We start from the raw sequence: 26,228 nt of genomic DNA, 5'->3' as shown, positions 1-26,228 counted from the left end.
TTATTAAAAGAGTTCTTAAAAAATAAAAGAGTATATTTAAATTTATGCATGATGGTTGATTATTAACATTATATTAAAATTGTATGCATCAATTCTTTTTAACTTATATCTTTATCTGGATTTTATAAAAACTTAACTCCATTAAGCGGATTGAGCGAGCAGATGTTTATCTACTTTCCTCATAACTCAACCTACCCTATTTGGTGTGGTGAGTTGTATGGGTTAAAACGAAGATACTCTTGGAAGGCGAGCTAAGATCACCTGTTTCATTTAAGCATGACGAAGTATCTTTATTTATAATATTTGAAAATGGACTTAAAGAATTAAACAGTGGTGCTGGTATGAGTCAACACATAATAAACCCAAAAGAAATACCTTTAGCATTTCAAACCGCTTGGAATAAGCATGATATGCAGGCCTTTGCTGCTCTTTTTGATAAAGAGGCGACTTTCGTTAACCGTTTCGGTCACTACGTTAAAGGAGTTGATGAAATTATTACAATGCATCAACCTATTCATGAAACTATTTATCGTGATTCAACACTAGAGAATGAGCTGATAGACCTCATACCTATGAGTGAGGATATATGTATTTCACATTTTTGGAGCCGCCTCACTGCAGGCCTAGCTCATCCTCAAGGGCCTCATCAGATTGATACTCTCATTCTTACTGTGCTCACCAAGAAGAATCATTCTTGGTACATTCAGGCGCTAGAAAATGTCACTTTGACGAACCCTCGTACGGGAGAGACCATACTTAGAAATATATAGAAGGGAACACGATCATTTTTTAGTAATTTATATGCATAAAAAAAAAGCCCTTGTCATTAACAAGGGCTTTTTAAGAATTTTGGCGGAAGCGGTGAGATTCGAACTCACGGAGGACTCACACCCTCGTCGGTTTTCAAGACCGGTGCATTAAACCGCTCTGCCACGCTTCCAACGAGCGCTATAATATAAACAAAAATGCAAGTTGGCAAATCTTTTATTTAATTTTTAATTCAACCGCTCAAAATAAAAACAAATCTATCTAAATTTCATCATTTTTAGGTTTTTCATAGCGAATTGCATTGATATACCACAGCTTTTTGCCCAAAGGCGTGTGTACTTCTACTTCATCATCGACTTCTTTACTCAAGAGTGCACGTGCCATAGGTGACTCAATTGAAATATGCTGAGGATGGTGATCATAAATTTCATCTACCCCGACAATTCGTAAAGTTTTTTGCTCCCCTTCTTCATTTTCAATGTCGACCCACGCACCAAAGTAAACTTTGCCTTCTTGCTCAGGTGAGTAATCAACAATTTTTAACTCTTCTAAACGCTTTCCTAAGTAGCGTACTCGTCGATCAATTTTTCTAAGGAGCTGCTTGTTATATTGATAATCTGCATTCTCACTACGGTCACCGAGGCTTGCAGCCCAATTTACTTTTTTCGTAATTTCTGGTCTTTCTTCATGCCAAAGTTGTTTTAATTCAGCAACTAATTTGTCATGGCCTGACCGAGTGATTAAGTTAGATTTCATGATTAAAAACCACTGATTAACAACATAAGGGTTACAAGATGTAGCATTTTATACCCTATTTTCTCACATCAGAAGTGTATAAATTTTCTTCCTTAATAAATTCATGTTGTTATGATGATATATCGGATATTTAATTGTACAAAATTTGACAATACTTTTTTTCAATATTATGATGCGCGCATCTTAAATGTTGAGTATTTTTTAACCCACTCAAAAACTATGTAGATTTTCTACACAGTTTGCTTTTTTCATTTCATGTCATTTTGAATGACGTCATGACTGCCCACCCCTTATTGAATTTATCAACTTTTAGAAGTTATGGCAGCTTTTTGTCTGACTTTTAGGGCATAAATTACCTGTAGCGGAGACAACATGCACAGTAATTCAAGTTCTGGGTCGAGGCTTGGCCTTAGCTCTTTATTTTCTTCTCTCCCATTGAAAGTTCTTGCGCTCAGCACTATGTTTTTTCCCTTTCATAGTATCAATGCAGGAAAAACCCTACAGTACAATACTGTAGTTAACACAAACACATTAACAGTGGTTGCTGTAGAAAGCCCAACGACTGTTTTTAAAGAAGACCAGTTTTTACACGGCTTCGGTTATGACTTAGCGCGTAACTATGCACAAAGCTTAAATGTAAAGTTGGACTTCAAAATCGTGACAGACAATGCCACGGCGCTTAAGTGGGTTCAGCAAGGTAAAGCAAATCTTGCCATGACAACCGCAAGCTTAAGTTCAATCGAGAACAAAGGTTTAATGTCTTTTTCTGCAAGTTGTGGTGATATCGTAAATTTGCAAAAAAATGGATTAAATCCGAATCTAAGCTGGGTGTTTAAACAAGCAGATGACCCGCTTACACAAACAGCAAGCGGTTTTGTTTGTCAAAGCAAACAAAATGGCCTAACTCAGCAACTTGCTTCTTTTTATAACCGTAATGTTGTAAAACCAGAAGCTTGGTCTACGATTCAACGTGACTTAAGTGCACGTATACCGATTTACAAAGCAAGCTTTAAACAAAGTGCTGCTCAGTACGATTTAGACTGGCATTTGCTTGCAGCGATTGGTTATCAAGAATCGTACCTAAAGCCAGAGTCTGTTTCACCAACAGGTGTACGTGGGTTAATGATGTTAACCAATAGTACAGCTCGGGCAATGGGTGTGAGTAACCGTAATGATCCAGCACAGAGTATTCAGGGCGGTGCGAAATATTATGATCTCATGTTAAGTGAGTATGATGATATTCCTTTCCCAGATCGCAACTGGTATGCACTTGTAGCTTACAATATGGGACCGGGTGCGGTGAACCAGATTCAAAAGCGCTTGCAAGCCCAAGGGAAAGACCCTAACCAATGGGTTAATCTCTATAATTATTTGCAGAGTAACAAAACTCGCAATGGTCGATACAAACAAGCGGTTCAGTATGTGACTCGTATACGTGCTTATCTTGAGCACATTAAAACGGCACAAACGCGAATTAATATCTAGTTTTTATCATCTAAAAGTTGATAAATTCATTGTTTGTATAAATAAAAAGCTTACCTCTCGGGTAAGCTTTTTATATGAATACTTTTTCAGTTTAAGCGGTTTGCTCTAATACTTTTTTGAACAAATCTTTTTGTTCTTGGCTTGGTTTAGCTGTTTGTAAAGCCATTAACTGAGACATATCGCCTTGAACTTTTATTTTACCAGTCATGAATGCCTGCATAGCAGCTGCCATATCAAACTCAAGGAATACTTTACGTAAAGTTTCAGCATCCATGTTTAATGTAGTTTTGGCATTTGAAGACAAACCTTTTTGGATTTTACCCCCATCTAACGCTAATTCGGTATTTCCAGAAGCATCTGTAACTACTAAATTAATTGCCAAATTCGCAAGAGCTGGTGGCAAATTAAGATCACCTGCTTCAGCAGTTAATTTTTCGACAGTCGCAAACCAATCATCAGTTAAAAATGCAGGCATGATTCTTCCTCAAATTTATTTGTTCAATTTCTCTAGTGTTGCCTATCCAGACAACATCGTGTGAAGCACTTCTGCTTGAGCGTTGTTATAGCATGTAATTTTAAGGTTGAGCTATGACTTTTTGTACGGAACATTCATTTTTTAGTATTTTGATACATTAAAGGCACTTGTTTATAAAGTGCCTTCAATTGACTTATTAATTCGTTTTATTCAGCAGCAAAGCTTAAGTTCACTACATCTAAACGTTTTTTCAGTTCTTCTGGATCTTTAAAGTCTAATTCGCGCTGCGAGTCAAGAACTTCGAAGTCGAACAAATCACGGTCAGCAAGTTGTGAAGGTGAAACGTTCTGTAACGCACCAAAAATGCTGTGTAAACGTTTTGGATACTGTCTGTCCCATTCACGAAGCATTTCATTGATCATGGCACGTTGTAAGTTCTCTTGTGAACCACAAAGGTTACACGGAATAATCGGGAACTTACGTAACTCTGCATATTTGATAATGTCCTTTTCTTCAACATAAGCCAAAGGACGAATCAAAATATTTTTCTTATCCGATGATAAAAGCTTAGGTGGCATTGCCTTTAAGCTACCGCCATGGAATAAGTTCAAGAAGAAAGTAGCAATAATGTCATCACGGTGATGCCCTAGCGCAACTTTGGTTGCACCAATTTCTTGAGCAAAGCCATAAAGCGAACCACGGCGTAACCGTGAGCACACAGCACAGTACGTTTTACCTTCAGGAGTTAAACGTTTGGTAATGCTGTAAGTGTCTTTTTCCAAAATGTAATACGGAATGTTATTCTCTTCCATATAACGTGGTAAGACATCCTCAGGGAAACCTGGCTGCTTTTGGTCAAGGTTAACCGCAACAATATCAAAGTTGATTGGTGCAATACGTTTGAACTGCAACAAAATGTCGAGCAAGGTATAACTGTCTTTACCACCAGACACACACACCATGACCTTGTCACCATCTTCAATCATATTGAAGTCACGGATGGCATGTCCAACTTGACGGCGAAGCTTCTTAAGCAAACGATAATAGGCCGAGCTTGTTGGAAGTTCAGGCTTAAAATTAAATCCTTCGTTGGACTCAACTGGCGCGTACATAGACGAGATATACCCATAAATAAAAATACCGCGCAATTTTATATGATTCGGATGAGAATCGCATCAAAAGAATAGTTTCAATTCTTGAAGTCGTCATAATGCTCAGGCATGATGCAAAAGCAGTGCGCTATTTTGACCGATGAGTTCATTTTTTGCGCAAAATGCTTACTTTTTGGACTTTTCCACAGTTTTCCACAAAACCTGTGGATAAAATTGTGGATTTCTTAATACTTGACAAACTGTTTTGACCTTCTGTTAAGGGTTTTATTTAAATTGATCATTTTTTAACCAATGATTTTTACCCTTATTTTTCAAATAGTTATTCAAGTCAATAGAATCATTTTAAAAAATTTTTTTAATTTTTTTTGATGATCATTCGAGCAAAACTGCTTGATTTTTTCAAAGAGTCAAAATAAAAAAAATTACACAAAACTTCTTTAAGTAATATTTTTTGATAAACTCTTTGACAAGTTTTGAGACCCTAAAATTGTGAATAACATAAAATGAAAAATTCGGTTCAATATCTTTTTTCTTGTTTACTGGGGATGACCACTTTTTCGGTAGGTATAACGCCGACTTCAGCAGGTCAGATGTACATTTACCAAGACAAAAACGGCAGTACTTTACTGACTAACCGTAAAAGTTATGACCATTCACTCAAAAAAGTAAAAGTCACCTACTACCCGGATAGTAATATTCATAGTTATAGCAACTGGGGGACTTCAGAGGCTTCGGTTCTACCAAGCTATAGCAAAAACAAAAATGCTTTTGACCATATTATTAAGCAGGCGGCACAACAGCACGGCGTTTCGGAAGGATTAATCAAAGCCGTCATGCATACCGAGTCTGGCTTTAACGTAAATGCCCGTTCTCCGGTTGGCGCCCAAGGTTTAATGCAGCTTATGCCGGCTACTGCTCGTCGTTTTAACGTATCTAACGCTTATGATCCTCAGCAAAATATCTTCGCTGGTGCTAAATATTTAAGTTGGTTGCTCAAACGTTTTAACGGTAATACGCAAATGGCGCTTGCCGCTTATAATGCAGGAGAAGGAAACGTCGATAAATATGGCGGTATTCCCCCATTCCGTGAAACCCAAGATTATGTTCGCCGAGTCACAAGCCGCTACCAAAACTTATATTCTTCTGGTGTAGGCCTTTCTTCTTTTAGCAATTCAAGTATTTCTGCCCAAGCGATAAACCAGCCAGCCATACCGCACAGTACCTCTACGCAAGTCTCTGCTCAGCCTATTAAGTATTCTTCCTCGCGCCAAATCGTGACATTGCCAGATGGTACATATACAGATGCACCTACGGGAACTTATGTCACCAATAATGCAACTGCTATTGCACATATCCGGATTGAGTAAGCTTAAAAAGCCTCATACCTTACGGTTACTTATTTAGCGGGTTCTATTGTCAAAAAATTGTAATGATCTATTACCCGCACTGTCGTGTTCAGAGGGGCCTTCTAATAACTTGTTTAATTTAAATACATTCTTCGATCGCAAAGAATGTATTGATTCCTTATTTTTTTCTTGAATTTTTCCCCTAAGCGCCGCATATTAGCTGAGTGATTTATAATTTATAAATCAGATAATATTTTATTTATAAGAGGATTTTCTCAATGATGCGGATTGGTTTGTTTTTGCTTACCAACCTCGCGGTACTGGTTGTAGCTGGCATTATTTTGTCACTCTTCGGTGTCGGTAGTTACCATGGCGCGGGTGGCTTAAATCTAGGCAACCTTTTAGTCATCTGTTTTGTGTTCGGTATGGTGGGCTCTTTAGTCTCTCTATTCATGTCCAAATGGATGGCTAAGAAAACTACTGGTACAGAACTGATTGACCCAAATGCTCCTCGTAACCAAGCTGAAAGCTGGTTATTGCAAACAGTCGCTGAACTTTCTCAACGTGCTGGTATTAATATGCCAGAAGTTGGTATCTTCCCTTCATATCAGTCTAATGCCTTTGCAACAGGCTGGAATAAAAATGATGCCTTAGTTGCCGTTTCAAGCGGTCTACTTGAGCGTATGAACAAAGATGAGCTACGTGCTGTGCTCGCGCACGAGATCGGCCACGTTGCAAATGGTGACATGGTCACATTGGCGCTCATCCAAGGTGTTGTAAACGCCTTCGTTATGTTCTTTGCTCGTGTAGTAGGTGACTTTATTGACCGTAATGTCTTTGGTCGTCAAGACAATGAAGCCCCAGGTATGGGTTATTTCATCATTACAATGGTTCTAGATATCGTGTTCGGTATTCTTGCCTCTGCCATTGTGATGTGGTTCTCTCGTTACCGTGAATACCGTGCAGATGAAGCCGGTGCGCGTTTAGCTGGTAAACAAGCGATGATTTCTGCTTTATTACGTTTGCAAGCTGAAACAGAGTTACCTGACCAAATGCCAAAAGAAATGAAAGCGTTCGCAATTGCGGAAGGTAAAGAACAAGGCTTTAGTTTAGCTGCATTGTTCCAAACTCACCCTACAATTGAACAACGTGTGGCAGCTCTACACCAATTAGATTGCCCATAAAACGTTTAATGTAAAAATAAAGCCTCCAAATGGAGGCTTTATTTTTTTGATTACACGGTTTGATAAAGTCCCCAAAGGTAACTTGCACCCCACCACACAGCTAAGCCAATTAAAAGCAGTACAAACGCACCTAATAAATCGGGTATGTGCAACCATAACCAACTCACAACAGGATTACGCCAGAATGCCGACTGTTGTTGCTTCTTTTCGAGCTTTTCATGTAAATACGGATGAACGACATGAATATCACTTTGGATCGCGTATTCTTCACGTATATGCGTATGCACCACATCTAATGCTTTTCGACTGGGACGTATAAAAATATCGAAAATAGTCCCTGCAACTGGAACAAAACCGACTACGGCATCGACTACAGCAAGTTTAATCACTGGATTGAGCTTATGCTGAGGCACTCCTATTTGTTTAGCCTTATAAATGGCATAACAGGTCAATGCGAAACCAGCGACATCACCTGCAATTGGAATAGTACTTAAGGCAGCATCAGCACCAATACCTTGCTTTGTAAAAGGAATGCGAACTGCACTGTCCATCATGGTTGCAAACTTGGCAAGATCCCGTTCTAGGGCGATAACCTGCTGCTGTGTTAATTTTTTTTCTTGAGGCATCAAAATCAAATATAAGAAGAAAAGTTAATCTTAATATACTTGATTTGATGCCCGTTTTTAAATTGTTTACTTTTAGGTTGAAGCTTTCGATCTGAACAAGGAACGCAGTAACACGTACATGACTGGAATAAAGAAAAGAACCAGTACAGTACCAAACATAACGCCACCTAAAATACTAATACCAATTTCTTGACGACTAACCGCACCAGCGCCTTGTGCAAACACAAGAGGAATCACACCAGCACCAAAAGCCAAAGATGTCATTAAAATCGGTCTTAATCGTAAGCTCGCACCTTCTAAGGCTGCCTGAATGGCATTCTTACCTTTTTCTTGCGCTAAGGCCGCGAACTCAACAATTAAAATGGCGTTTTTACATGACAAACCAATAGTCGTTAATAGCGCAATTTGGAAATACACGTCATTTGGCAAACCAAAAATATAAGAGAAAATCACACTTCCTCCTACACCAAGCGGAATAGATGTCATTACGGCGGCAGGAATACTTAAGCTTTCATATAAAGCAGCTAAACATAAGAAAATAAATCCAGCCGAAATTAAATATAACCACACGGCCTGATTAGTCGACTTCTGTTCTTCAAAAGATAAACCTGTCCACGCTAAACCAATATCTTTTTGTTGGTTAACAAGTTGTTCTACATCTTTCATCGCTTGGCCAGAACTGCTGCCACTCGCGACATCTGCTTGTAGTTGTAAAGCACTATATCCCATATAGCGTTTTACAATTTCCGGCGCCCCGCCCCAGCTAAAGTTGGCAAATGAACTAAAGGGAACCATTTCATTTTGGTCATTACGTACAGACCAGTTATATAAATCTTCTGGTTTAGATCTAAACTCGGCATCACCTTGAATCATGACACGTTTAATACGGCCCCGATCAATAAAGTCATTTACATAAGTTCCGCCCCATGCGCTAGATAAAGTATTATTAATTGCCGATAGCTGTAGTCCATTTGCTAGTGCCTGTTTCTGGTCAATCTTAATATTAAGATTTGCCTTGCTATTGGTTGACTGCTTATCAAAGTTTTCAAAAGATGAATAGTTTTTACTTTGAGCCTGCAATTGGCGGAAGGCACTATCTAGAAAATCTTGCCCCTGTCCATTCAAATCCTGAATCCATAAATCCAGACCATCTGTTTGACCTAAGCCATTAACTGAGGCAGGTAAAGTCACATTAATCTGTGCATTATTAAAATGACTAAAGTATTTCATGGCACGCTTTTGTATAGCCTCAGCCGAGTTTTCTTTTCCTGTTCGGACATCCCACGGTTTTAGAGCAATAAACCCTTGTGCCAAGTTTTGTCCTGTGCCCGAATAATTTCGTCCATAGCGGATTAAAACCAAATCTACGTTTTTATCTTCTTGAGTTAAGAAATATTGGCGGACTTGCTCACCAATTTTCTGGCTTTGAGAAATTGGTGCGCTATCTACGAGCTTAATTTGAACACTTAAAATTCCTTGGTCTTCTTTAGGAATAAAACCGCTTTTTAAACCGTTATAGAACAGCGTAAAAACGGCAATTAAAGCCACAAAAATCACAATAACTGATTTACTGTAATGAATACTCGTCTGAACAAGCTTGATATATTGATTTTTAAGTTGCTCAATCTTTTGGTTAAACCATACGGCCCAGCGCTGAGGTTTAGGATTTGGTTTTAAAATTAATGCACATAAAGCCGGTGTTAAAATGAGCGCAACAATAAGCGACAACGCCATAGCGGCAACTAAAGTAATAGAAAACTGACGGTAAATCACCCCAATTGAACCGCCTAAAAAGGACATTGGAATAAAAACAGCAGTTAAAACCAACGTAATCCCGACTAAGGCACCACTAATTTCCCCCATCGACTCAATAGCAGCTTCTTTAGGAGATAAGTGCTGTTCATGCATGAGCCGCTCAACGTTTTCTACGACCACAATCGCGTCATCGACCAGCAAACCAATCGCAAGTACCAGCGCAAATAACGTTAAGGTGTTAATACTAAAACCAAGCACATATAAGACAGCGAAAGTTCCTAAAATCACAACTGGAACGGTAATACTCGGAATGAGCGTAGCACGCCAGCTTTGTAAGAACAGGAACATGACCAAAATAACCAGAATAATCGCCTCTACCAGAGTCTTTACTACTTCCTTAATTGACTCTTGAACAAAGGGCGTATTATCTCGTGGATAAACGATTTTATAACCCGCTGGTAGTTTCGTTGTAAGCTGATCTAGAGTTTGGTGGATGAGCTTAGAGGTCTGAATTGCATTTGCACCCGAAGATAAAGAAATACCCAAACCTGCGGCAGGATAGCCATTAATAGTGTTAAAAGACTGATAGTTTTCTGCACCTAGCTCAACTCTGGCAATATCTTTTAAATACACATAACTCGCCGTTTTATTCGACTTCACGACAATATTTTTAAAATCCTCAACTGTTTTTAAACGAGAACCTGCTGTGACTTTTGTATTTAAATATTGACCGTCAATTACGGGTAAGTCACCAATTGCCCCTGCGGCGACCTGAGTATTTTGTGCGGTGATTGCATTCGCTACATCACTTGGCATTAAATTATATTGCTTTAATTTATCGGGATTTAACCAGATACGCATGGCATACTGTGAACCAAATACATCAGTTTCACCCACCCCTTCAATACGGTTCAGGTTATCTACCACATGCGTAGTTAAATAGTCCGATAGCTCAATGTTTCCTGTTTTACCAGTCGAGTCATATAAGCCAATTACCATAAAAGTGTCACCCAGTGACTTACTTACAGTAACACCTTGACGTTGAACTTCATCTGGTAAGCGACGTATTACGCCACTAATACTATTTTGTACTTGGACCTGAGCAGTATCCGGATTTGTTCCGTTATCAAAACTTATGGTGATTCGACTACGTCCAGATGAGTCACTCGATGAACTAAAATAGAGTAAGTGATCAATCCCTTGTATTTGCTGTTCTAAAATTTGAGTAACACTTTGCTCAACCGTTTGTGCATCTGCACCACTATAGTTGGCTGACACAGTAATTTTAGGTGGAGCAATGTCTGGATACCGTTCTACAGGCAAATTCATGACCGAAAAAATACCGAAAGCCATAACAATGATCGCCAATACATTGGCAAAAATGGGGCGTTGAATAAAAAATTTAGATAGCATGGCTGCTCGGTATGATGTCGTTAATTAACAGAAGTAAATGCCGCTTCGAGACTTTGTGATGATCAACGAGCGGTATAAAAAAGACAAGTAGAATTAAACAATAAATGTAATTAAGACAAAAACAAAGCGTGATTGAATATTTCCAACAAACCAATAAAAAACCAGTTAACGAGTGTCACTTAAAATTCATGAATTCTTCATGATCATGTCAAACAAAGCCCTGAAACTTGAGTCGTTTCAATTAAAACAATATGAGTAGAATTATGTTTAGAAAAGCACTTTTATGCTTAAGTTTAATTAGCTTGGTTGGTTGTAATGATGACGATAAAACTGAAACGACGCCAACCACGCCAGAATATCAACTTCCTAAAATTCTAGTAGTAGGACACCGCGGCGCTAGCGCTTTACGTCCTGAACATACTTTAGCTTCATATCAAAAAGCGATTGATGACGGCGCAGATTTCATTGAACCGGATCTAGTCTCTACAAAAGATGGCGTATTAGTTGCCCGCCATGAGAATGAGATTGGTGGAACAACCAATGTAAGCGCTTTAAGTCAGTTTGCAGACCGTAAAAAAACAAAAAATATTGATGGCGTCGACTTAACCGGTTGGTTCACGGAAGACTTCACTTTAAGTGAATTACAGCAGCTTAAAGCGCGTGAACGTATTCCTGAGTTTCGACCAGCCAACACAGCTTATAATGATCTTTACCCTGTCCCAACTCTAGAACAAATCATTGAGCTTGCCGAAGCTAACTATAAAAAGACGGGGAAAATTATAGGCTTATATATTGAGACGAAACATCCGACTTATTTTAAAAATCAAAATCTGGCAATGGAAGATACTCTTCTAAAAACCTTAGCCAAATATAAATATACACGTGATATTGCACCTGTCTATTTACAGTCTTTTGAAGTTCAGAATCTAAAAGATTTAAAAAGGGAGCTTGATCTTCATAAAACGCTTAAACATGCACAAATTATTCAGCTATACGATTCAAAAACATCTCGACCAGCAGACTTCGTAGAGTCTGGTGACACTAAAACTTATGCTGATTTAGCCACAGCACAAGGGTTAAAAGATGTTGCCAAATATGCAAATGGTGTAGGACCAAGTAAAGGTTACATACTGACCTTTAATAATGATGGCTCTTATAAAACTAGTACGTTTATTTCTGATGCACATACGGCTGGCTTAAAAGTACATCCTTATACTTTCCGACCAGAAAATAACTTCTTACCAGCGCCGTTAAAGTGCAGCTCAGATAAACCTGCAGAACGTTGTCCATCTGGTGCATTAAAAGAGTTTGAAGCCTATTTCAAGGCAGGTGTTGATGGCGTCTTTACAGATGACCCAGCACTCGGTCGTGAAGCTGTCACTAATTTTGAAAAAGCTGCAAAATAACTCAATCTTCATAAAAAAACAGGGCAATGAATGCCCTGTTTTTTTTATTTATCAAGACTGTTATTGAAATATAAAGGAATCCACTGATACTGCTCAGCATTCACTTTATACACATGACCAATTCCCGGGAACGGTAAATGCGGGGCAGCTACCCATTGTTGCTTATTTGAAATTTCAGCAAACATTTTTAAACGAGTATTAATTGCCTGCTCTGAATTTACATCAAAATCTACCCCAGTTTTTGGAGCATCAAACTGTAAAGAATGTGAGTGGACAATATCACCAACAAAGACAATTTGTTGCCCTTTACTCTTCAAACGGAAGCTATGATGTCCCGGTGTGTGCCCTTGTGTATTAATCACTTCAAAACCTTGAATAACATCACCATCTTTAAAGGTTTTGAATGCTTTTTTTGCTTGATAAGGTGCAAGTGCAGCTTTTACGTTTTTAACAGTACCTAAATAATTTTCTTTTTTATCCGCTGGTACAGTTTTTTCATTTGCTGGATTTAACCAATAATCTGCTTCACGCTCATGAGCATAGATCGTTGCATTAGGAAATACGGCTTTTCCATTTTGAGCAATACCGCACACATGGTCTGGATGTAAGTGGGTCAATAAAACAGTTTTCACATTGGCAAGTTGATAGCCCGCTAATTCAAGATTTTTAGCAATTGAACCTAACTGTGGACCAAAACAACTCGCAGCTCCACTGTCAACAAGCGTCAAACTTTTACCATCATCAACCAAAAAGGCATTTACTGAAGTCTGAATCCCCTTCTCATTTACAGCAGCATATTTCGTTAAAATTTTAGTTTTTTCAGCCTGACTTAAATTTTTAAACAATTTAGGATCTAGATAAATAGTGCCATCGAGCAAGGAAGTTATCCGATAATTACCAAATTGATGATGGTAATATCCGGGTACTTGTTGAGCTGAAGCTGGTTCTGCATAGCTTATATGCAAGCTACCCATGATAAGTCCTAAGGCTACAAATAGTTTTTTCATCTCTTCTTCTCTATGGAGTTATAAAGTCAAAATCTTTAAAAAAGATTTAATATTTTTTTAAGGGCTGCACTATATAATGCATGAAAAGTGTCAAAAATATAAGTGAATGGATAGTTATTCTCCCTATAAAGGTAAAAGTGGCCTAAAGCGCATCTTGAACGCTACCAGTTATTCAATTTCAGGATTTAAAGCTGCTTATCAAAATGAAGCTGCATTTCGGCAAATTGTTTTAATTAATCTTGTACTCATCCCTGTCAGCTTTTTCCTGGATGTAACTCGCGGCGAACATGCCCTGATGATCATTGTCTGTTTATTTGCCATCATTGTTGAGCTCTTCAACTCTGCCATTGAAGCAGTGGTTGACCGAGTTTCACTCGAGAAACACCAACTTTCCAAAAATGCAAAAGATATGGGTAGTGCCGCTCAGTTTGTTGCACTTTCTATTATTGTCGCAACTTGGCTTATTATTTTATTTGGGTAAAAAAAACCATGCTTATAAGTAGATAAGCATGGTTGTAACAAAAGAGGAACTTCTAGCTGCTGTTCCTGTTTTTAATTTTAGGGTTCTGAACTTAACTTATTCTTAAAATTACTGGAAAAATAAAAAAATCCCTGCGAATGCAGGGATTTTTTTTTGGGTTAAAGCGTTGATGCGTTATTACATCATTCCGCCCATACCACCCATACCGCCCATATCTGGAGCAGCTGGTTTGTCTTCAGGAATGTCAGTAATCATACATTCTGTAGTTAACATTAAGCCAGCAACAGAAGCAGCGTGCTCAAGTGCAGAACGAGTTACTTTAGCTGGGTCAAGGATACCCATTTCTAACATATCACCATATTCGCCAGTTGCAGCGTTGTAACCGAAGTTACCTTCACCATTCTTAACAGCGTTGATAACTACAGATGGCTCATCACCAGCATTCGCAACGATTTGACGAAGTGGAGCTTCGATCGCACGGCGTAAAATGTTGATACCAGCTGTTTGATCTTCGTTAGCGCCTTTTAAGCCTTCAAGAGCATTTACAGCGCGAACAAGAGCAACACCACCACCAGCAACAACACCTTCTTCAACTGCTGCACGAGTTGCGTGAAGTGCGTCGTCTACGCGGTCTTTCTTCTCTTTCATTTCAACTTCAGTTGCTGCACCGATTTTAATTACAGCAACACCGCCTGCTAACTTAGCAACACGTTCTTGTAATTTTTCACGGTCATATTCTGAAGTAGATTCTTCGATTTGAGCACGGATTTGTTGAACACGCTCAGCGATAGCAGCAGCATCACCAGCACCGTCAACAATAACTGTGTTTTCTTTAGAAACAGTGATTTTGTGCGCTGTACCTAAATCTTGAAGAGTTGCTTGTTCTAAAGACATACCAACTTCTTCAGAAATAACTGTTGCGCCAGTCAAGATCGCGATGTCTTGAAGCATTGCTTTACGACGGTCACCGAAACCAGGAGCTTTAACAGCACATACTTTGATGATACCGCGCATGTTGTTTACAACAAGAGTTGCAAGCGCTTCACCTTCAACATCTTCAGCGATGATAAGAAGTGGTTTACCAGTTTTAGCAACTGCTTCTAAAACAGAAATCAATTCACGAATGTTGCTGATTTTTTTATCAACAAGAAGGATGAACGGATTTTCAAGTTCAGCAGTTAAAGTATCTTGTTTGTTTGCAAAGTACGGAGAGATATAACCACGGTCAAACTGCATACCTTCTACAACGTCTAATGCGTCTTCGAAGCCAGAGCCTTCTTCTACAGTGATTACGCCTTCTTTACCTACTTTTTCCATTGCTTGAGCAATAAGTTTACCAACAGTAGTATCAGAGTTAGCAGAGATTGAACCTACTTGTTCAATTGCTTTGAAATCATCAGCTGGTTTAGCAATAGAACGGATATTTTCAACTACAGTTTTTACTGCAATGTCGATACCGCGTTTCAAATCCATTGGGTTCATACCAGCAGTTACTGATTTGATACCTTCATTTAAAATTGCTTGAGCAAGTACAGTTGCAGTTGTTGTACCGTCACCTGCGATGTCGTTAGTTTTGCTTGAAACTTCACGAACAAGTTGAGCACCCATGTTTTCAAACTTGTCTTTTAATGAAATTTCTTTTGCAACAGTTACACCGTCTTTAGTGATGTGCGGTGCACCGAAAGAACGGTCGATCACAACGTTACGGCCTTTAGGACCTAAAGTCACTTTAACCGCATCTGCAAGTACGTTTACCCCTGCAATCATTTTTGAGCGAGCTGAATCACCAAATTTTACGTCTTTAGCTGACATATTAAACTCCGAATCTTTTTAAATACTGAATCTGATAATGAATTGAGTTATGGATCGATTAGCCTTCTAATACAGCTAAGATGTCTGACTCTTTCATGATTAAGAGTTCTTCACCATTTACTTTAACTGTTGTACCTGCATAAGTACCAAATAACACCTTGTCACCAACTTTAACATCCAAAGCACGTACGCCGTTATCAGTGATTTGACCATTGCCTACTGCAATTACTTCACCTTGAGATGGTTTTTCAGCAGCAGAACCTGGCAATAAAATACCGCCAGCAGTTTTGGTTTCTTCTTCTACGCGACGAATCACAACGCGATCATGTAATGGACGAATGTTGCTCATAATTAACTCCATCAGACTTAGTCTTTTTGATTAATCGTTATTGCTTTAATCCAGAGCAATAACAAAATATTTAGATGTCACTTTTGTGGGGATGAAAAAAATGGCTTCAAGGGGAAAATGAAAAAAAATTCTATTTTTTTGGTCATTTTTTAACAGGTTGTGAAGAGTTTTTATTAAATTTAAAGCACAAAATAAAAGAGGCTATTTTCACAGCCTCTTTCCTAAAGTTAAATATTCATATTAAACAATAATTTGCTGATTGTTTAGTAATTCGTCTAATGTTGTATTTACTTGATTTAGAGTTAACAGTGACACCCTATTAAACATTGTACCTTCGCCATCTCGGTCAAGACTAATAGTCGTGTTCCCAGCATCTTGCTCTACAGTAATAAATTTAGCTAATGCGCTTACATCTTTAGAATAGTCAATTAATAGTTCACTTAAATCGATTTTGTCAGCTTGAAGGTTAGTTCTTATATCACCTAAAGTAAAATCTAACACCGTGTCATGTCCATTCCCGCCAGTTGCATCTTGGCTATTTAGCAATTGGAACACAATGGTATCAGTACCTTCATTAGTGATATAGGTATCGTTACCTTCACGCCCATTCAAAACGTTATTACCAGAGTTACCTGTTAAAAGATTATCTAAAGCATTGCCTGTTGCATTTAGATGAGCAGAACCAACCAGCTCCAAGTCTTCTACATAACGACCGCTTTCCAAAAACGAATCTACAGTCGTTGGATCATTTACTGTTTGATATAAACCAACCAAACTATAATTAACAGAACTGATAATTTTATCATGCCCGCCTAAATCCACATCTCTACGGCCAGATTCAACAAGTTGACTCTCCCAATAACTATTTTCTACCCAAATATCTTGATAGTGGCTAGTATCTACCCAAACCTCTTCATAATGACTTGTATCAATATAAACATCTTCATAATGACTTGTATCAACCCATCCTTCTTCTGAACGTATATAAGTTAATTCATAGCCTTCTTGCCATTGGCCATTCACGAAATCATAATATTGTTGTTCATATCGACTATAATCGCTATCTGCCGTGCCATTATCAATATAAGTTATACCATTTTGATTTTGATAAATATTTTGTACAGTTGAATAACCACTTGTGGCCCATTGCGATTCATAATATCCATCAACAAACCATATCTGTTCATAATGGCCTTCAATGACCCAATCTGAATACATATAGCTATTATCAATCCAGACGTCTTTATATATTGCATACGGCTCAACAATATATTCTTGAACAAAATCATCTATAGTATCAATGTTATAAGTATTATCTGTAGCATCACCTTTAAAGTGATCAATAATAACAGTCGGTAAATCACTAATTATTTGGCTAATGGTTTCACTACGGTTTCCAGCACGATCAATAACAGTAAGGTCAAGTGAAGTTGCATTTCTATCCAGATAGATAAAGAACATTCCATTTGCCAATGCTGTAGTGCTCGTTACAGAAAGCGGTTGGTCAGTAAAATGATAGGTAAGCTCAACAGTAGCATAACTTTCTACCCTCCCTGTGAGCGAACCCCATTCATCTATAGCAAGCTGCGTAACTACATCTGGAACTACCGTATCATTTATAGCAACAATCGTTGTCCCCACACTCACATTTTGATTGGCATCAACTACTTTTACCGTTAATGTTTCGCCATGCCAATACTCATACCATAGGTGTGTTAAGAAAGCACCATCACTTCCAACATTAGTCTGACCAACCAAATTATTATTAGCATCAAAAATATTAACAATTGAATATGCTTCCGCTTGTCCTGAAAGTACATTTCCATCTTCTAAGAGAAGCTGAGTTGCTGCATTTGGTGCGACAGTGTCTATAGGTGCCGTAATTTCGGTGTAAGCACTTTGATACCCATTGTATTCCACAACAATGCGTAAAATTTGTCCACTCGCTAGAGGTGGATACAACTGAATATTAAAGTTTCCAGCTTCATCTGCAACATTAGTGGCAACATGGTTACTATGCACATCAAAAATATGCACAGTACTAATTGCTACAGCGGTTCCCTCAATAAAAAAACCATTTTCAGATACCACAATATGCTCTGCTGATGGCGGTGCATTAGTATCTGCATTAAAAGTAATATTAAATGGCTTACTTATATTTTTGGCTAAATCTATCGCAGTGATGAATAACTGCTCTCCACGTAATATAGGTGGATAAATACTAGCGTTAAAATATCCAGTCTCATCCGCTTGAAATTCTGCTCGTAAATCTCCATCCGCATCCATTACCTGAATGATTGCTTTTGAATCAGTTTGCCCAGTAATACCATAACCATCATTGTTAATTACCACTTCATTAATTACTGGAGCAATATTGTCTAAAGGCGCAATAATTTCAGAGATTAGGCTATATTGATTCGTATTCTGATCATAAACTCGAACTTGTAATGTCTGTCCCTGTAGATAGTAATCATTTAACTGAATAGCAAAACTACCATCTTCATTCACAGCATTATTCCACCCTCCGTTAATGGTCTGACCATCAGTAGATGTAACAACAACCGACATTCCTACTGTCGCCTTACCTGTCAGAATATGACCATCTATATCCAGTTTTAGCTCTGTTGCAGCAATTGGTGAGTTGGTAAATACTGGTACTAATTCATGTACAACTTCACTGCGGTTACCTGCTTGATCTTTGACAACAATACTTAAATTTTGTGTCTGGTATTGACTCAGATTAATCCATTGATTAAATGTGCCATCGTACCAAACATAAGTTGTTGTGATAACTGCACCATATTGATCAATAATTTCAACAGTTGAGTTTGGCTCCGCCTCACCAAAAAGCAATCCGTCTGAGGTTAATGTAATATTTGCTGCTGCTGGCGGTGCGACATTATCAATTAAAGCATTTTGCTTAACTTCAACACTTCGGTTACCAGCTATATCTACAACGATGAAAGTTAATTCCTCTCCATGTAAATAAACCTGATTGAAATAACCTATCACGTTACCTTGGCTATCAACATATCCCCAACCAGCGCGATTGCCAAATTGATCTAGTACTTCAATTCGAGTATCTGCTTCAGCATGCCCCGTAAAGTACTGACCATTTACATCAAAAACAATATTCTCAATTTGATTAGGTGCGATATCATCAATCAAAGCATTCTGCTTGACCTCTGTACTACGGTTACCTGCTCGGTCAACTACAACAAAAGTAAGCTCTTCTCCATGTAAATAGACTTGATTAAAAGAACCTGACACATTACCAATACTATCTACATAACCAGAACCTACGACCTCACCCGCAGTATTTTTAACTTCGATTTGGCTATCGGCTTCCGCTTGCGCTGTAAAGTTTTGTCCATTTTTATTTAAGACGATGTTTTCAATCGGATTTGGTGCAATATCATCAGTTAAAGCATTTTGCTTATATTCAATACTTTGATTACCTGCTTTATCTATAACAATAAAAGTGAGTTCCTCACCTTTTAAGTAAACCTGATTGAAGTGACCGGACACATTACCAGTACTATCGACATAACCATAGCCAACAAACTCACCCGCAGCATTTTTGACACTAATAAAACTATTGGCTTCTGCTTGTGCTGTAAAATTTTGCCCATTTTCATTAAAGATGATGTTTTCAATCGGCTTTGGTGCAATGGTATCCATCAAAGCATTTAACTTCATTTCATCACTACGGTTACCTACTCGGTCTATAACAACGAACGTTAATTCTTCTCCATGTAAATACACTTGATAGAAGTAACCCGTCACATTACCAGTGCTATCGGTAGAGCCCCAACCTATCTGACTACCAAATGAGTCAAAAATTTCAATCTGACTATTTGCTTCTGCTTGTGCCGTAAAGCTTTGGCCATTTGCATCAAATACAATATTTTTAATCGGATTTGGGGCAATATCATCAAGCGGCGCCTTAACTGAAACAGCTTCACTCACATTTCCAGCTCGGTCTTTAACAGTGACTGTGAACTCTTCACCATGTAAATTGTAAGTTCCGAAAGAAATAGTGAATGTACCATCAGCATTTACACTCTGATTCCACGTATTCACCTGTTGACTATTTTGATCAAAAATCTGAATGAAGGTATTTGGCTCTGCTACACCCGAAAGGGATGAACCATCTTCACTAAAGACCAGATTACTTGCAGCTACAGGAGCAGTATCATCAAGTGGCGCTTTTACAGTAACCGCGCTACTCAAATTACCAGCCCGATCTACTACAACCACCTTAAATTCTTCGCCATGCAAGTAATTAGTATCTAATGAGACGCTAAATGTTCCATCCCAATTAACATTATTATTCCAAAGATTTAATAATTGACCATTCTGATCAAATATTTGAATCGTAGCATTTGGCTCAGCCATACCAGTTAGATATGAACCATCTTCGCTAAATACTAAATTAGTCGCATTTTCTGGTGCTGTATTATCGAGAAAGGCTGTTTGTTTTACTTCAACGCTGCGATTACCGGCTTGATCAATCACAACAAAAGTGAGTTCCTCACCTTTTAAATAAACTTGATTCAAGTAACCCAAGACGTTACCAGCACTATCTACATAACCAGTACCTACAACCTCACCCGCAGCATTTTTAACTTCAACTTTGCTATTTGCTTCTGCTTGCGCTGTAAAGTTTTGACCATTTTCATTAAAGATAATGTTTTCAATCGCATTCGGAGCAATGTCATCAATCAAGGCATTCTGCTTGACCTCTGTACTGCGGTTACCCGCTCGATCAACTACAACAAAAGTGAGTTCTTCACCATGTAAATAGACCTGATAGAAGTAACCAGAAACATTACCCATGCTATCGGTTGAACCAGATCCTATGACTTCACCAGCAGTATTTTTGACTTCAATTTGAGTGTTTGCTTCTGCCTGAGCTGTAAAGTTCTGTCCGTTCGCATCAAGTAAAATATTCTCAATCGGATTTGGTGCGATATCATCAATCAAGGCATTCTGCTTGACCTCTGTACTTCGGTTACCCGCTCGGTCAACGACAACAAAAGTGAGCTCTTCTCCATGTAAATAGACTTGATATAAATAACCTGACACATTACCAGCGCCATCTACATAACCAGAACCTACGACCTCACCTGCAGCATTTCTAACTTCAACTTGAGTATTCGCTTCCGCTTGTGCTGTAAAGTTTTGACCATTGATATCTAATACAATATTTTCAATCGGATTTGGCGCAATATCATCAATCAAGGCATTCTGCTTGACCTCTGTACTGCGGTTACCCGCTCGGTCAACTACAATAAAAGTGAGCTCTTCGCCATGTAAATGCACTTGATACAAATATCCTGAAACATTACCTGCACTATCTGCTGATCCATAACCTACGACGTCACCATTATTATTTTTGATTTCAATTTGGCTATTTGCTTCTGCCTGAGCTGTAAAGTTCTGACCATTGAGATCTAATACAATATTTTCAATCGGATTTGGTGCGACGTCATCATTCAAAGCACTCTGCTTGACCTCTGCACTGCGGTTACCTGCTCGATCGATCACGACAAAAGTAAGTTCCTCACCGTGTAAGTAAACTTGTTGAAAATAACCAGATACATTACCTGAGCTATCGGTGTAACCAAAACCAATCTTATTTCCAGTCTGATCTAATACATCAATAGAACTTCCGGCTTCTGCCTGAGCTGTAAAACTTTGGCCATTTTCGTTGAAGATGATATTTTCAATCGGATTTGGTGCAATGGTATCAATTAAAGCATTTTGCTTAAATTCGATACTGCGATTACCTGCTCGATCTATAACAACAAAAGTGAGTTCCTCACCGTGTAAATAAGTTTGATTGAAAGAACCAGAAGCATTACCTGCACTATCTGTAGAACCCCAACCTGTCTGATTACCCAATGAATCAAAAACTTCGATCTGAGTATTTGCTTCTGCTTGTGCTGTAAAGTTTTGGCCATTTGCATCAAGTAAAATATTTTTAATTGGATTCGGTGCAATATCGTCAAGTGGCGCGTTTATTGAAATAGCCTCACTCACATTTCCGGCTTGGTCTTTAACAGTGACTGTGAATGCTTCTCCATGTAAATTGTTACTACCTAAATAAATAGTAAATGTACCGTCAGAGTTAATGGTGTTATTCCATATATTCACTAGCTGACCATTATGATCAAAAACCTGAATCGTAGTATTCAGTTCTGCTACACCCGTAAGATATGAACCATCTTCTGAGAAAACTAAATTGCTGGCTGGTGTAGGAGCAACCGTATCAGCGGTAATTACAGTATCAGCACTTACTTGCCCACGTGCATCCTTAATTGATAAGAAAAACTGCTCACCATCGACAAGAGGACGATCAAGCTGGAGTTTAAAATAACTTGATCCATTCCAACCGTTATCTTCACCAACTTTAATTTCAGCTACAACGTCACCTTTGGCATCTTTAACAGTGAGAGTACTATTATTTTCAGCTTGCCCACTTATCACGCCATCCGAAGTAAAGCTATCTACATGGGGGGCAAAAGCATAGTTAGGCGCCTGTATCTGAGCTGCTAAACTTATATTTCCATTTACATCGGTAGCCGTGACATAAACTGTCTCAGCATTTGTTAAAAATGTACCTAGTTCTATTGAGAAACTTCCACTCTCATCGGTCCAGTTATTCCAAAACCATTTATTAAGAATATTTCCTTGCCCGTCTTTAACTAAAATTTCAGAGAAAGGTTCTGCATGACCATAAACTAAATCACCAGCATCATTGAAATTTAACTCCGTTGGAGCAGATGGAGGAGTCAGATCTACGATGATATTTTGCTCAGGACTCATTAACCCTTTATTATCAATAATTTGAACGGAAATTTTCTCTCCATCAATTAAAGGGCGGTTTACATTCAAGCTAAAATGACTAAAGTCACTCCAACTATTTTCATCACATAATGTAACCTTTCCTAATTCATTGCCATCAGCATCACGTACAATTACCGTACTATTATCTTCAGCAACTCCTGAAATTAAGCCTTCTTGTGTGATACGTTCAATATGTGGAATATAAGCAAAGTTTGGAACCTCGATTAGGGTTTCACTCGTATTTTGATTTTTATCTACTACTTGTACAGTAACCGTTTCGCCTTCTTTTAAAAATTGGAACACTTGTAAACTTGCAAAGCCTTGCTCATCGGTAAAACCTGTAGCAATTAAATTGCCTTCTCCAGAAAATGCACGAATAAAGCTGTTAGGTTCATTAACATGTACTGATAAAGTTTCACCACTAATATCAAATTGTGGAGTTTCTAAAAATACTGCTGGAGTATAGTCTGCAGTAATATATTGTGGATGGCCTGAAATATTATCTTTATCTGTAGTGATAATAATTTGACCCCCTTCCTCTAAAGGCTGATCGAGGGACAAAATAAATGGTCTTAATTCGCCTAATGCCATTACACTAAATGGTGTAATACCAGAGCTATCAAATACATTAGAATTAAATTCTTGTAGAATATTTCCATTCTGATCTTTTACAATAAAATGACTACCTTCAGTCGCATAACCACTAATCACGCCTTCTGGACTAATTCGTGTAATACTAATAGCTGGAACTTCAGTAACTAGCCCAATTGATGAATTTTCACTGCTATAACCATTATAAGTAGCGACTGCGTAAACTTCTTGATTTGAGTTAATTGAAAGATCTTGTAAAGTAAATTTACCTTCTTCATTAGTTATTGTACTTGCAAGCCAATCACCATTTTTATTGTAGATATCGACCTTACTTCCTTTATATGCACTACCTGAAATGATAGCTCCATCTATATTGTTGAAAGTCAGTGAATCTAGGGTTGGTGAATTCGGAGTATGATCCACATTATAATTTTGGGTATGTTTGATAATGGCTGTATTGCCAGCTTGATCAGTAAGACTAATCTCAATTGATATATTGGTTTGCGGCTCTACTGACCAAAGAAACTCTGCTGGAATTTCAGTAACCCATTCTTGCGTGACTTCATCAAAATGAAAATTATAAGTAACATTGTCTAATGTCGTATTTACTGATGTCAGTGAGCTATTTAAATCTGTGGGTAAATTAGCTATTTCAAGTCTTATAGAAATAACTTGATCTTTTTCAACTAGACTTATTGTATTGTCTTCAGTAATCGGCTTTACAATCACTGTGGTTGATTCAACATTTAAGGAATTATCTACAATAACTTTTTGTATAGCAGATTCTGAGATATTGCCTGCGAGGTCTGTCACTATAGCTTTATATTGGTAAATACCATCAGCTAAATCTTTTTGATCAGCTGTTGTCTCTTGCCAAGTTTTTCCTTCATCTTTTGAAACTTCATAGTGGTCTAGTAAAGCGGCTTGTTCCCCAATCACAATCGGTTGAACTAGCTTTAAAGTAAAACCATTATCTTGCGTAATCTGATCTGTTGCTGAAACACCTGTATCATTCAAATCAGATAAAGTGAGTTTACCTGCTTGCGGTGCGGTAGTATCCACAACCACTTTTTGTACAGCCGTTTCCGAGGTATTGCCGGCAGCGTCTGTCACTACAGCTTTATATTTGTAAACACCATCAGCCAAATCTTTTTGGGCTATCGTGGTTTCCTGCCACGTTTTTCCTTCATCGGTGGAAACTAAATATGTTACTCGGCTACCAGTTTCCTGTCCTTCAAGCTTTAAATTGAAGTTTTTATCTTGCGTAATCTGATCTGTGGCTGAAACGCCTGTATCATTCAAGTCAGATAGAGTCAGTTCACCTGCTTGTGGTGTGGTAGTATCCACAACCACTTTTTGTACAGCCGTTTCCGAGGTATTGCCAGCAGCGTCTGTCACTACAGCTTTATATTGATAAATACCGTCAGCCAAATCTTTTTGGACTACCGTGGTTTCCTGCCAAGTTTTTCCTTCATCAGTGGAAACTAAATATGTTACTCGGCTACCAGTTTCCTGTCCTTCAAGCTTTAAATTGAAGTTTTTATCTTGCGTGATCTGATCTGTTACTGAAACGCCTGTATCATTCAAGTCAGATAGAGTCAGTTCACCTGAGTGTGGTGTGGTAGTATCCACAACCACTTTTTGTACAGCCGTTTCCGAGGTATTGCCAGCAGCGTCTGTCACTACAGCTTTATATTGGTAAACACCATCAGTTAAATCTTTTTGGGCTATCGTTGTATCTTGCCAAGTTTTTCCTTCATCGGTAGAAACTAAATATGTTACTCGGCTGCCGCTTTCCTGTCCTTCAAGCTTTAAATTGAAGTTTTTATCTTGCGTGATCTGATCTGTTACTGAAATACCTGTATCACTCAAGTCAGATAAAGTTAGTTCACCTGCTTGCGGCGCGGTAGTATCCACAACTACTTTTTGTACAGCCGTTTCCGAGGTATTGCCAGCAGCGTCTGTCACTACAGCTTTATAAAGATAAATACCGTCAGCTAAATCTTTTTGATTTAATGTCGTCTCTTGCCAGGTTTTACCTTCATCGGTAGAGATTAAATACGTTACGCTACTTCCCTTTTCCTGTCCGCTGAGTTTTAAATTAAACTTGTTATCATTCGTGATCTGATCTTGTGTTAACTCCCCTGAATCTAAAAGATTTTGGAAAGACAATTTACCTGGTTCCGGAGGTGTTTTATCTTTGGCGTCTTGCTGGGATAATAATGCAACTGTCCCTGCACCAGCTAAAGCACTAACAACCCAAGACCAGATGGGTACAGAAGATGAAGCATCTATATATTTTGGTATCTCTTTTAATTCTAAATAATTAACAGTGGTCTGTCCTGTAGCATCTTCAGCTAAATTAGCAGCCCAATAAGTCTGCCCCTCATTTAAAAGAATTTGTGGATTTTCACTAATAAAAAAGTTCTCTAAAACAATTTCAGTCCCATCTTTTAGATGGATAACCGCACTATTACCATCTCTTGTTATTGAAGCAATTTTTTCTGGATTAATATCAATTTTTGCGATTACCTTCGGATCTACTACAATATTTTTTGTTTGGCCAATATTAATATCAACTGTATTATTTTTTGAAGCATTATTTGCCATTAATGATACTTGTACCATTTTTCCACCATGAAATTTCAAATAATTATTAAGTTTTTCTAAAATACTAAGTCAAATAGAGACTCATTTTAATAAAATATTATTAAAGAACATAAAAAACTAAATCCATATTGTAGCTAGTTAAAAAGCACGGCTTTTTATATAGTCAAAATCTTTTTATGCATTAATATTATTTTTTAAAA

At 38.1% G+C, this 26,228-nt stretch carries 15 protein-coding genes and 1 tRNA gene; 6 read left to right on the top strand and 10 right to left on the bottom strand.

From position 1 onward, the window contains the following. Nucleotides 1–239 precede the first annotated feature (239 nt). Entirely contained in the window at nucleotides 240–770 is a 531-nt protein-coding gene (locus NQ782_RS09615) for an SgcJ/EcaC family oxidoreductase (protein ID WP_057093049.1), read from the top strand. 80 nt (nucleotides 771–850) lie between these two features. Here the strand turns inward: NQ782_RS09615 and NQ782_RS09610 are convergent. Then, nucleotides 851–940 (bottom strand) — tRNA-Ser (locus NQ782_RS09610). Nucleotides 941–1,029: 89 nt separating this feature from the next. Further along, nucleotides 1,030–1,524 carry a transcription elongation factor GreB gene (gene greB, locus NQ782_RS09605; RefSeq protein ID WP_000841361.1) on the bottom strand — a complete coding sequence of 165 codons (495 nt, stop codon included), beginning with the start codon at nucleotides 1,522–1,524 and terminating at the stop codon, nucleotides 1,030–1,032. 372 nt (nucleotides 1,525–1,896) lie between these two features. On the opposite strand from greB, the gene NQ782_RS09600 reads away from it, so the two are divergent. After that, nucleotides 1,897–3,009, top strand: a complete 1,113-nt coding sequence (locus NQ782_RS09600; RefSeq protein WP_001984613.1) for a transglycosylase SLT domain-containing protein — start codon at nucleotides 1,897–1,899, stop codon at nucleotides 3,007–3,009. A 91-nt stretch (nucleotides 3,010–3,100) separates the two neighbouring features. Here the strand turns inward: NQ782_RS09600 and NQ782_RS09595 are convergent, their stop codons facing one another. Both NQ782_RS09595 and ttcA read right to left on the bottom strand, forming a co-directional pair. Further along, complete coding sequence (locus tag NQ782_RS09595; RefSeq protein ID WP_001110719.1) at nucleotides 3,101–3,484, bottom strand: SCP2 sterol-binding domain-containing protein; 384 nt, start codon at nucleotides 3,482–3,484, stop codon at nucleotides 3,101–3,103. A 206-nt stretch (nucleotides 3,485–3,690) separates the two neighbouring features. After that, on the bottom strand, nucleotides 3,691–4,596 hold the full coding sequence (gene ttcA / locus NQ782_RS09590; protein WP_000271251.1) for a tRNA 2-thiocytidine(32) synthetase TtcA: 906 nt from the start codon (nucleotides 4,594–4,596) through the stop codon (nucleotides 3,691–3,693). 503 nt (nucleotides 4,597–5,099) lie between these two features. Here ttcA and NQ782_RS09585 point away from each other — a divergent pair. Continuing rightward, entirely contained in the window at nucleotides 5,100–5,963 is an 864-nt protein-coding gene (locus NQ782_RS09585; RefSeq protein ID WP_000798650.1) for a lytic transglycosylase domain-containing protein, read from the top strand. 257 nt (nucleotides 5,964–6,220) lie between these two features. Then, nucleotides 6,221–7,126: a protease HtpX gene (htpX, locus tag NQ782_RS09580; RefSeq protein WP_000984535.1), complete on the top strand. Its 906-nt coding sequence runs from the start codon at nucleotides 6,221–6,223 to the stop codon at nucleotides 7,124–7,126. 50 nt (nucleotides 7,127–7,176) lie between these two features. On the opposite strand, the gene NQ782_RS09575 is transcribed toward htpX, so the two are convergent. Both NQ782_RS09575 and NQ782_RS09570 read right to left on the bottom strand, forming a co-directional pair. Then, the gene (locus NQ782_RS09575; RefSeq protein ID WP_001135450.1) at nucleotides 7,177–7,752 is read right to left on the bottom strand and encodes a DUF4112 domain-containing protein; all 576 of its coding nucleotides are present in this window, start codon (nucleotides 7,750–7,752) and stop codon (nucleotides 7,177–7,179) included. A gap of 72 nt (nucleotides 7,753–7,824) precedes the next feature. Continuing rightward, complete coding sequence (locus NQ782_RS09570) at nucleotides 7,825–10,920, bottom strand: multidrug efflux RND transporter permease subunit (RefSeq protein ID WP_057094215.1); 3,096 nt, start codon at nucleotides 10,918–10,920, stop codon at nucleotides 7,825–7,827. 263 nt (nucleotides 10,921–11,183) lie between these two features. Between NQ782_RS09570 and NQ782_RS09565 the strand changes: the two genes are divergently transcribed. Continuing rightward, nucleotides 11,184–12,326 (top strand): glycerophosphodiester phosphodiesterase, encoded by a 1,143-nt coding sequence (locus NQ782_RS09565; protein ID WP_057094214.1) that lies wholly within the window; start codon nucleotides 11,184–11,186, stop codon nucleotides 12,324–12,326. Nucleotides 12,327–12,370: 44 nt separating this feature from the next. On the opposite strand, the gene NQ782_RS09560 is transcribed toward NQ782_RS09565, so the two are convergent. Then, nucleotides 12,371–13,333, bottom strand: a complete 963-nt coding sequence (locus tag NQ782_RS09560) for an MBL fold metallo-hydrolase (RefSeq protein WP_000732913.1) — start codon at nucleotides 13,331–13,333, stop codon at nucleotides 12,371–12,373. 106 nt (nucleotides 13,334–13,439) lie between these two features. Here NQ782_RS09560 and NQ782_RS09555 point away from each other — a divergent pair, with 106 nt between their 5' ends. Continuing rightward, entirely contained in the window at nucleotides 13,440–13,814 is a 375-nt protein-coding gene (locus tag NQ782_RS09555) for a diacylglycerol kinase (RefSeq protein WP_000379022.1), read from the top strand. A 177-nt stretch (nucleotides 13,815–13,991) separates the two neighbouring features. Here NQ782_RS09555 and groL read toward each other — a convergent pair whose 3' ends face one another. The 3 genes from groL to blp1 all read right to left on the bottom strand — a co-directional run bounded on the left by groL (nucleotide 13,992) and on the right by blp1 (nucleotide 26,046). Beyond that, nucleotides 13,992–15,626, bottom strand: coding sequence for a chaperonin GroEL (gene groL / locus NQ782_RS09550; RefSeq protein ID WP_001274623.1), 1,635 nt, complete (start codon nucleotides 15,624–15,626; stop codon nucleotides 13,992–13,994). Between the two features lie 58 nt (nucleotides 15,627–15,684). Next, on the bottom strand, nucleotides 15,685–15,975 hold the full coding sequence (gene groES, locus NQ782_RS09545) for a co-chaperone GroES (RefSeq protein ID WP_000065579.1): 291 nt from the start codon (nucleotides 15,973–15,975) through the stop codon (nucleotides 15,685–15,687). Nucleotides 15,976–16,215: 240 nt separating this feature from the next. Next, nucleotides 16,216–26,046, bottom strand: a complete 9,831-nt coding sequence (gene blp1 / locus NQ782_RS09540) for a biofilm-associated Ig-like repeat protein Blp1 (RefSeq protein ID WP_086231137.1) — start codon at nucleotides 26,044–26,046, stop codon at nucleotides 16,216–16,218. Between the last annotated feature and the right edge of the window lie 182 nt (nucleotides 26,047–26,228).

It is taken from the genome of Acinetobacter sp. BD54 (assembly GCF_044778325.1).
Classification (GTDB): domain Bacteria; phylum Pseudomonadota; class Gammaproteobacteria; order Pseudomonadales; family Moraxellaceae; genus Acinetobacter; species Acinetobacter baumannii.
Note: the sequence above shows the minus strand (reverse complement) of the source record. Positions and strands in the feature narration are given on the sequence as shown.

Bases quoted from the DNA above. Each gene is read 5' to 3' on its own strand.
- htpX (WP_000984535.1), top strand. From the start codon at position 6,221: ATGATGCGGATTGGTTTGTTTTTGCTTACCAACCTCGCGGTACTGGTT.
- ttcA (WP_000271251.1), bottom strand. From the start codon at position 4,596: ATGTACGCGCCAGTTGAGTCCAACGAAGGATTTAATTTTAAGCCTGAA.
- NQ782_RS09565 (WP_057094214.1), top strand. From the start codon at position 11,184: ATGTTTAGAAAAGCACTTTTATGCTTAAGTTTAATTAGCTTGGTTGGT.
- blp1 (WP_086231137.1), bottom strand. From the start codon at position 26,046: ATGGTACAAGTATCATTAATGGCAAATAATGCTTCAAAAAATAATACA.
- NQ782_RS09560 (WP_000732913.1), bottom strand. From the start codon at position 13,333: ATGAAAAAACTATTTGTAGCCTTAGGACTTATCATGGGTAGCTTGCAT.
- NQ782_RS09570 (WP_057094215.1), bottom strand. From the start codon at position 10,920: ATGCTATCTAAATTTTTTATTCAACGCCCCATTTTTGCCAATGTATTG.
- NQ782_RS09575 (WP_001135450.1), bottom strand. From the start codon at position 7,752: ATGCCTCAAGAAAAAAAATTAACACAGCAGCAGGTTATCGCCCTAGAA.
- NQ782_RS09595 (WP_001110719.1), bottom strand. From the start codon at position 3,484: ATGCCTGCATTTTTAACTGATGATTGGTTTGCGACTGTCGAAAAATTA.
- NQ782_RS09555 (WP_000379022.1), top strand. From the start codon at position 13,440: ATGGATAGTTATTCTCCCTATAAAGGTAAAAGTGGCCTAAAGCGCATC.
- NQ782_RS09585 (WP_000798650.1), top strand. From the start codon at position 5,100: ATGAAAAATTCGGTTCAATATCTTTTTTCTTGTTTACTGGGGATGACC.
- greB (WP_000841361.1), bottom strand. From the start codon at position 1,524: ATGAAATCTAACTTAATCACTCGGTCAGGCCATGACAAATTAGTTGCT.
- NQ782_RS09600 (WP_001984613.1), top strand. From the start codon at position 1,897: ATGCACAGTAATTCAAGTTCTGGGTCGAGGCTTGGCCTTAGCTCTTTA.
- groES (WP_000065579.1), bottom strand. From the start codon at position 15,975: ATGAGCAACATTCGTCCATTACATGATCGCGTTGTGATTCGTCGCGTA.
- groL (WP_001274623.1), bottom strand. From the start codon at position 15,626: ATGTCAGCTAAAGACGTAAAATTTGGTGATTCAGCTCGCTCAAAAATG.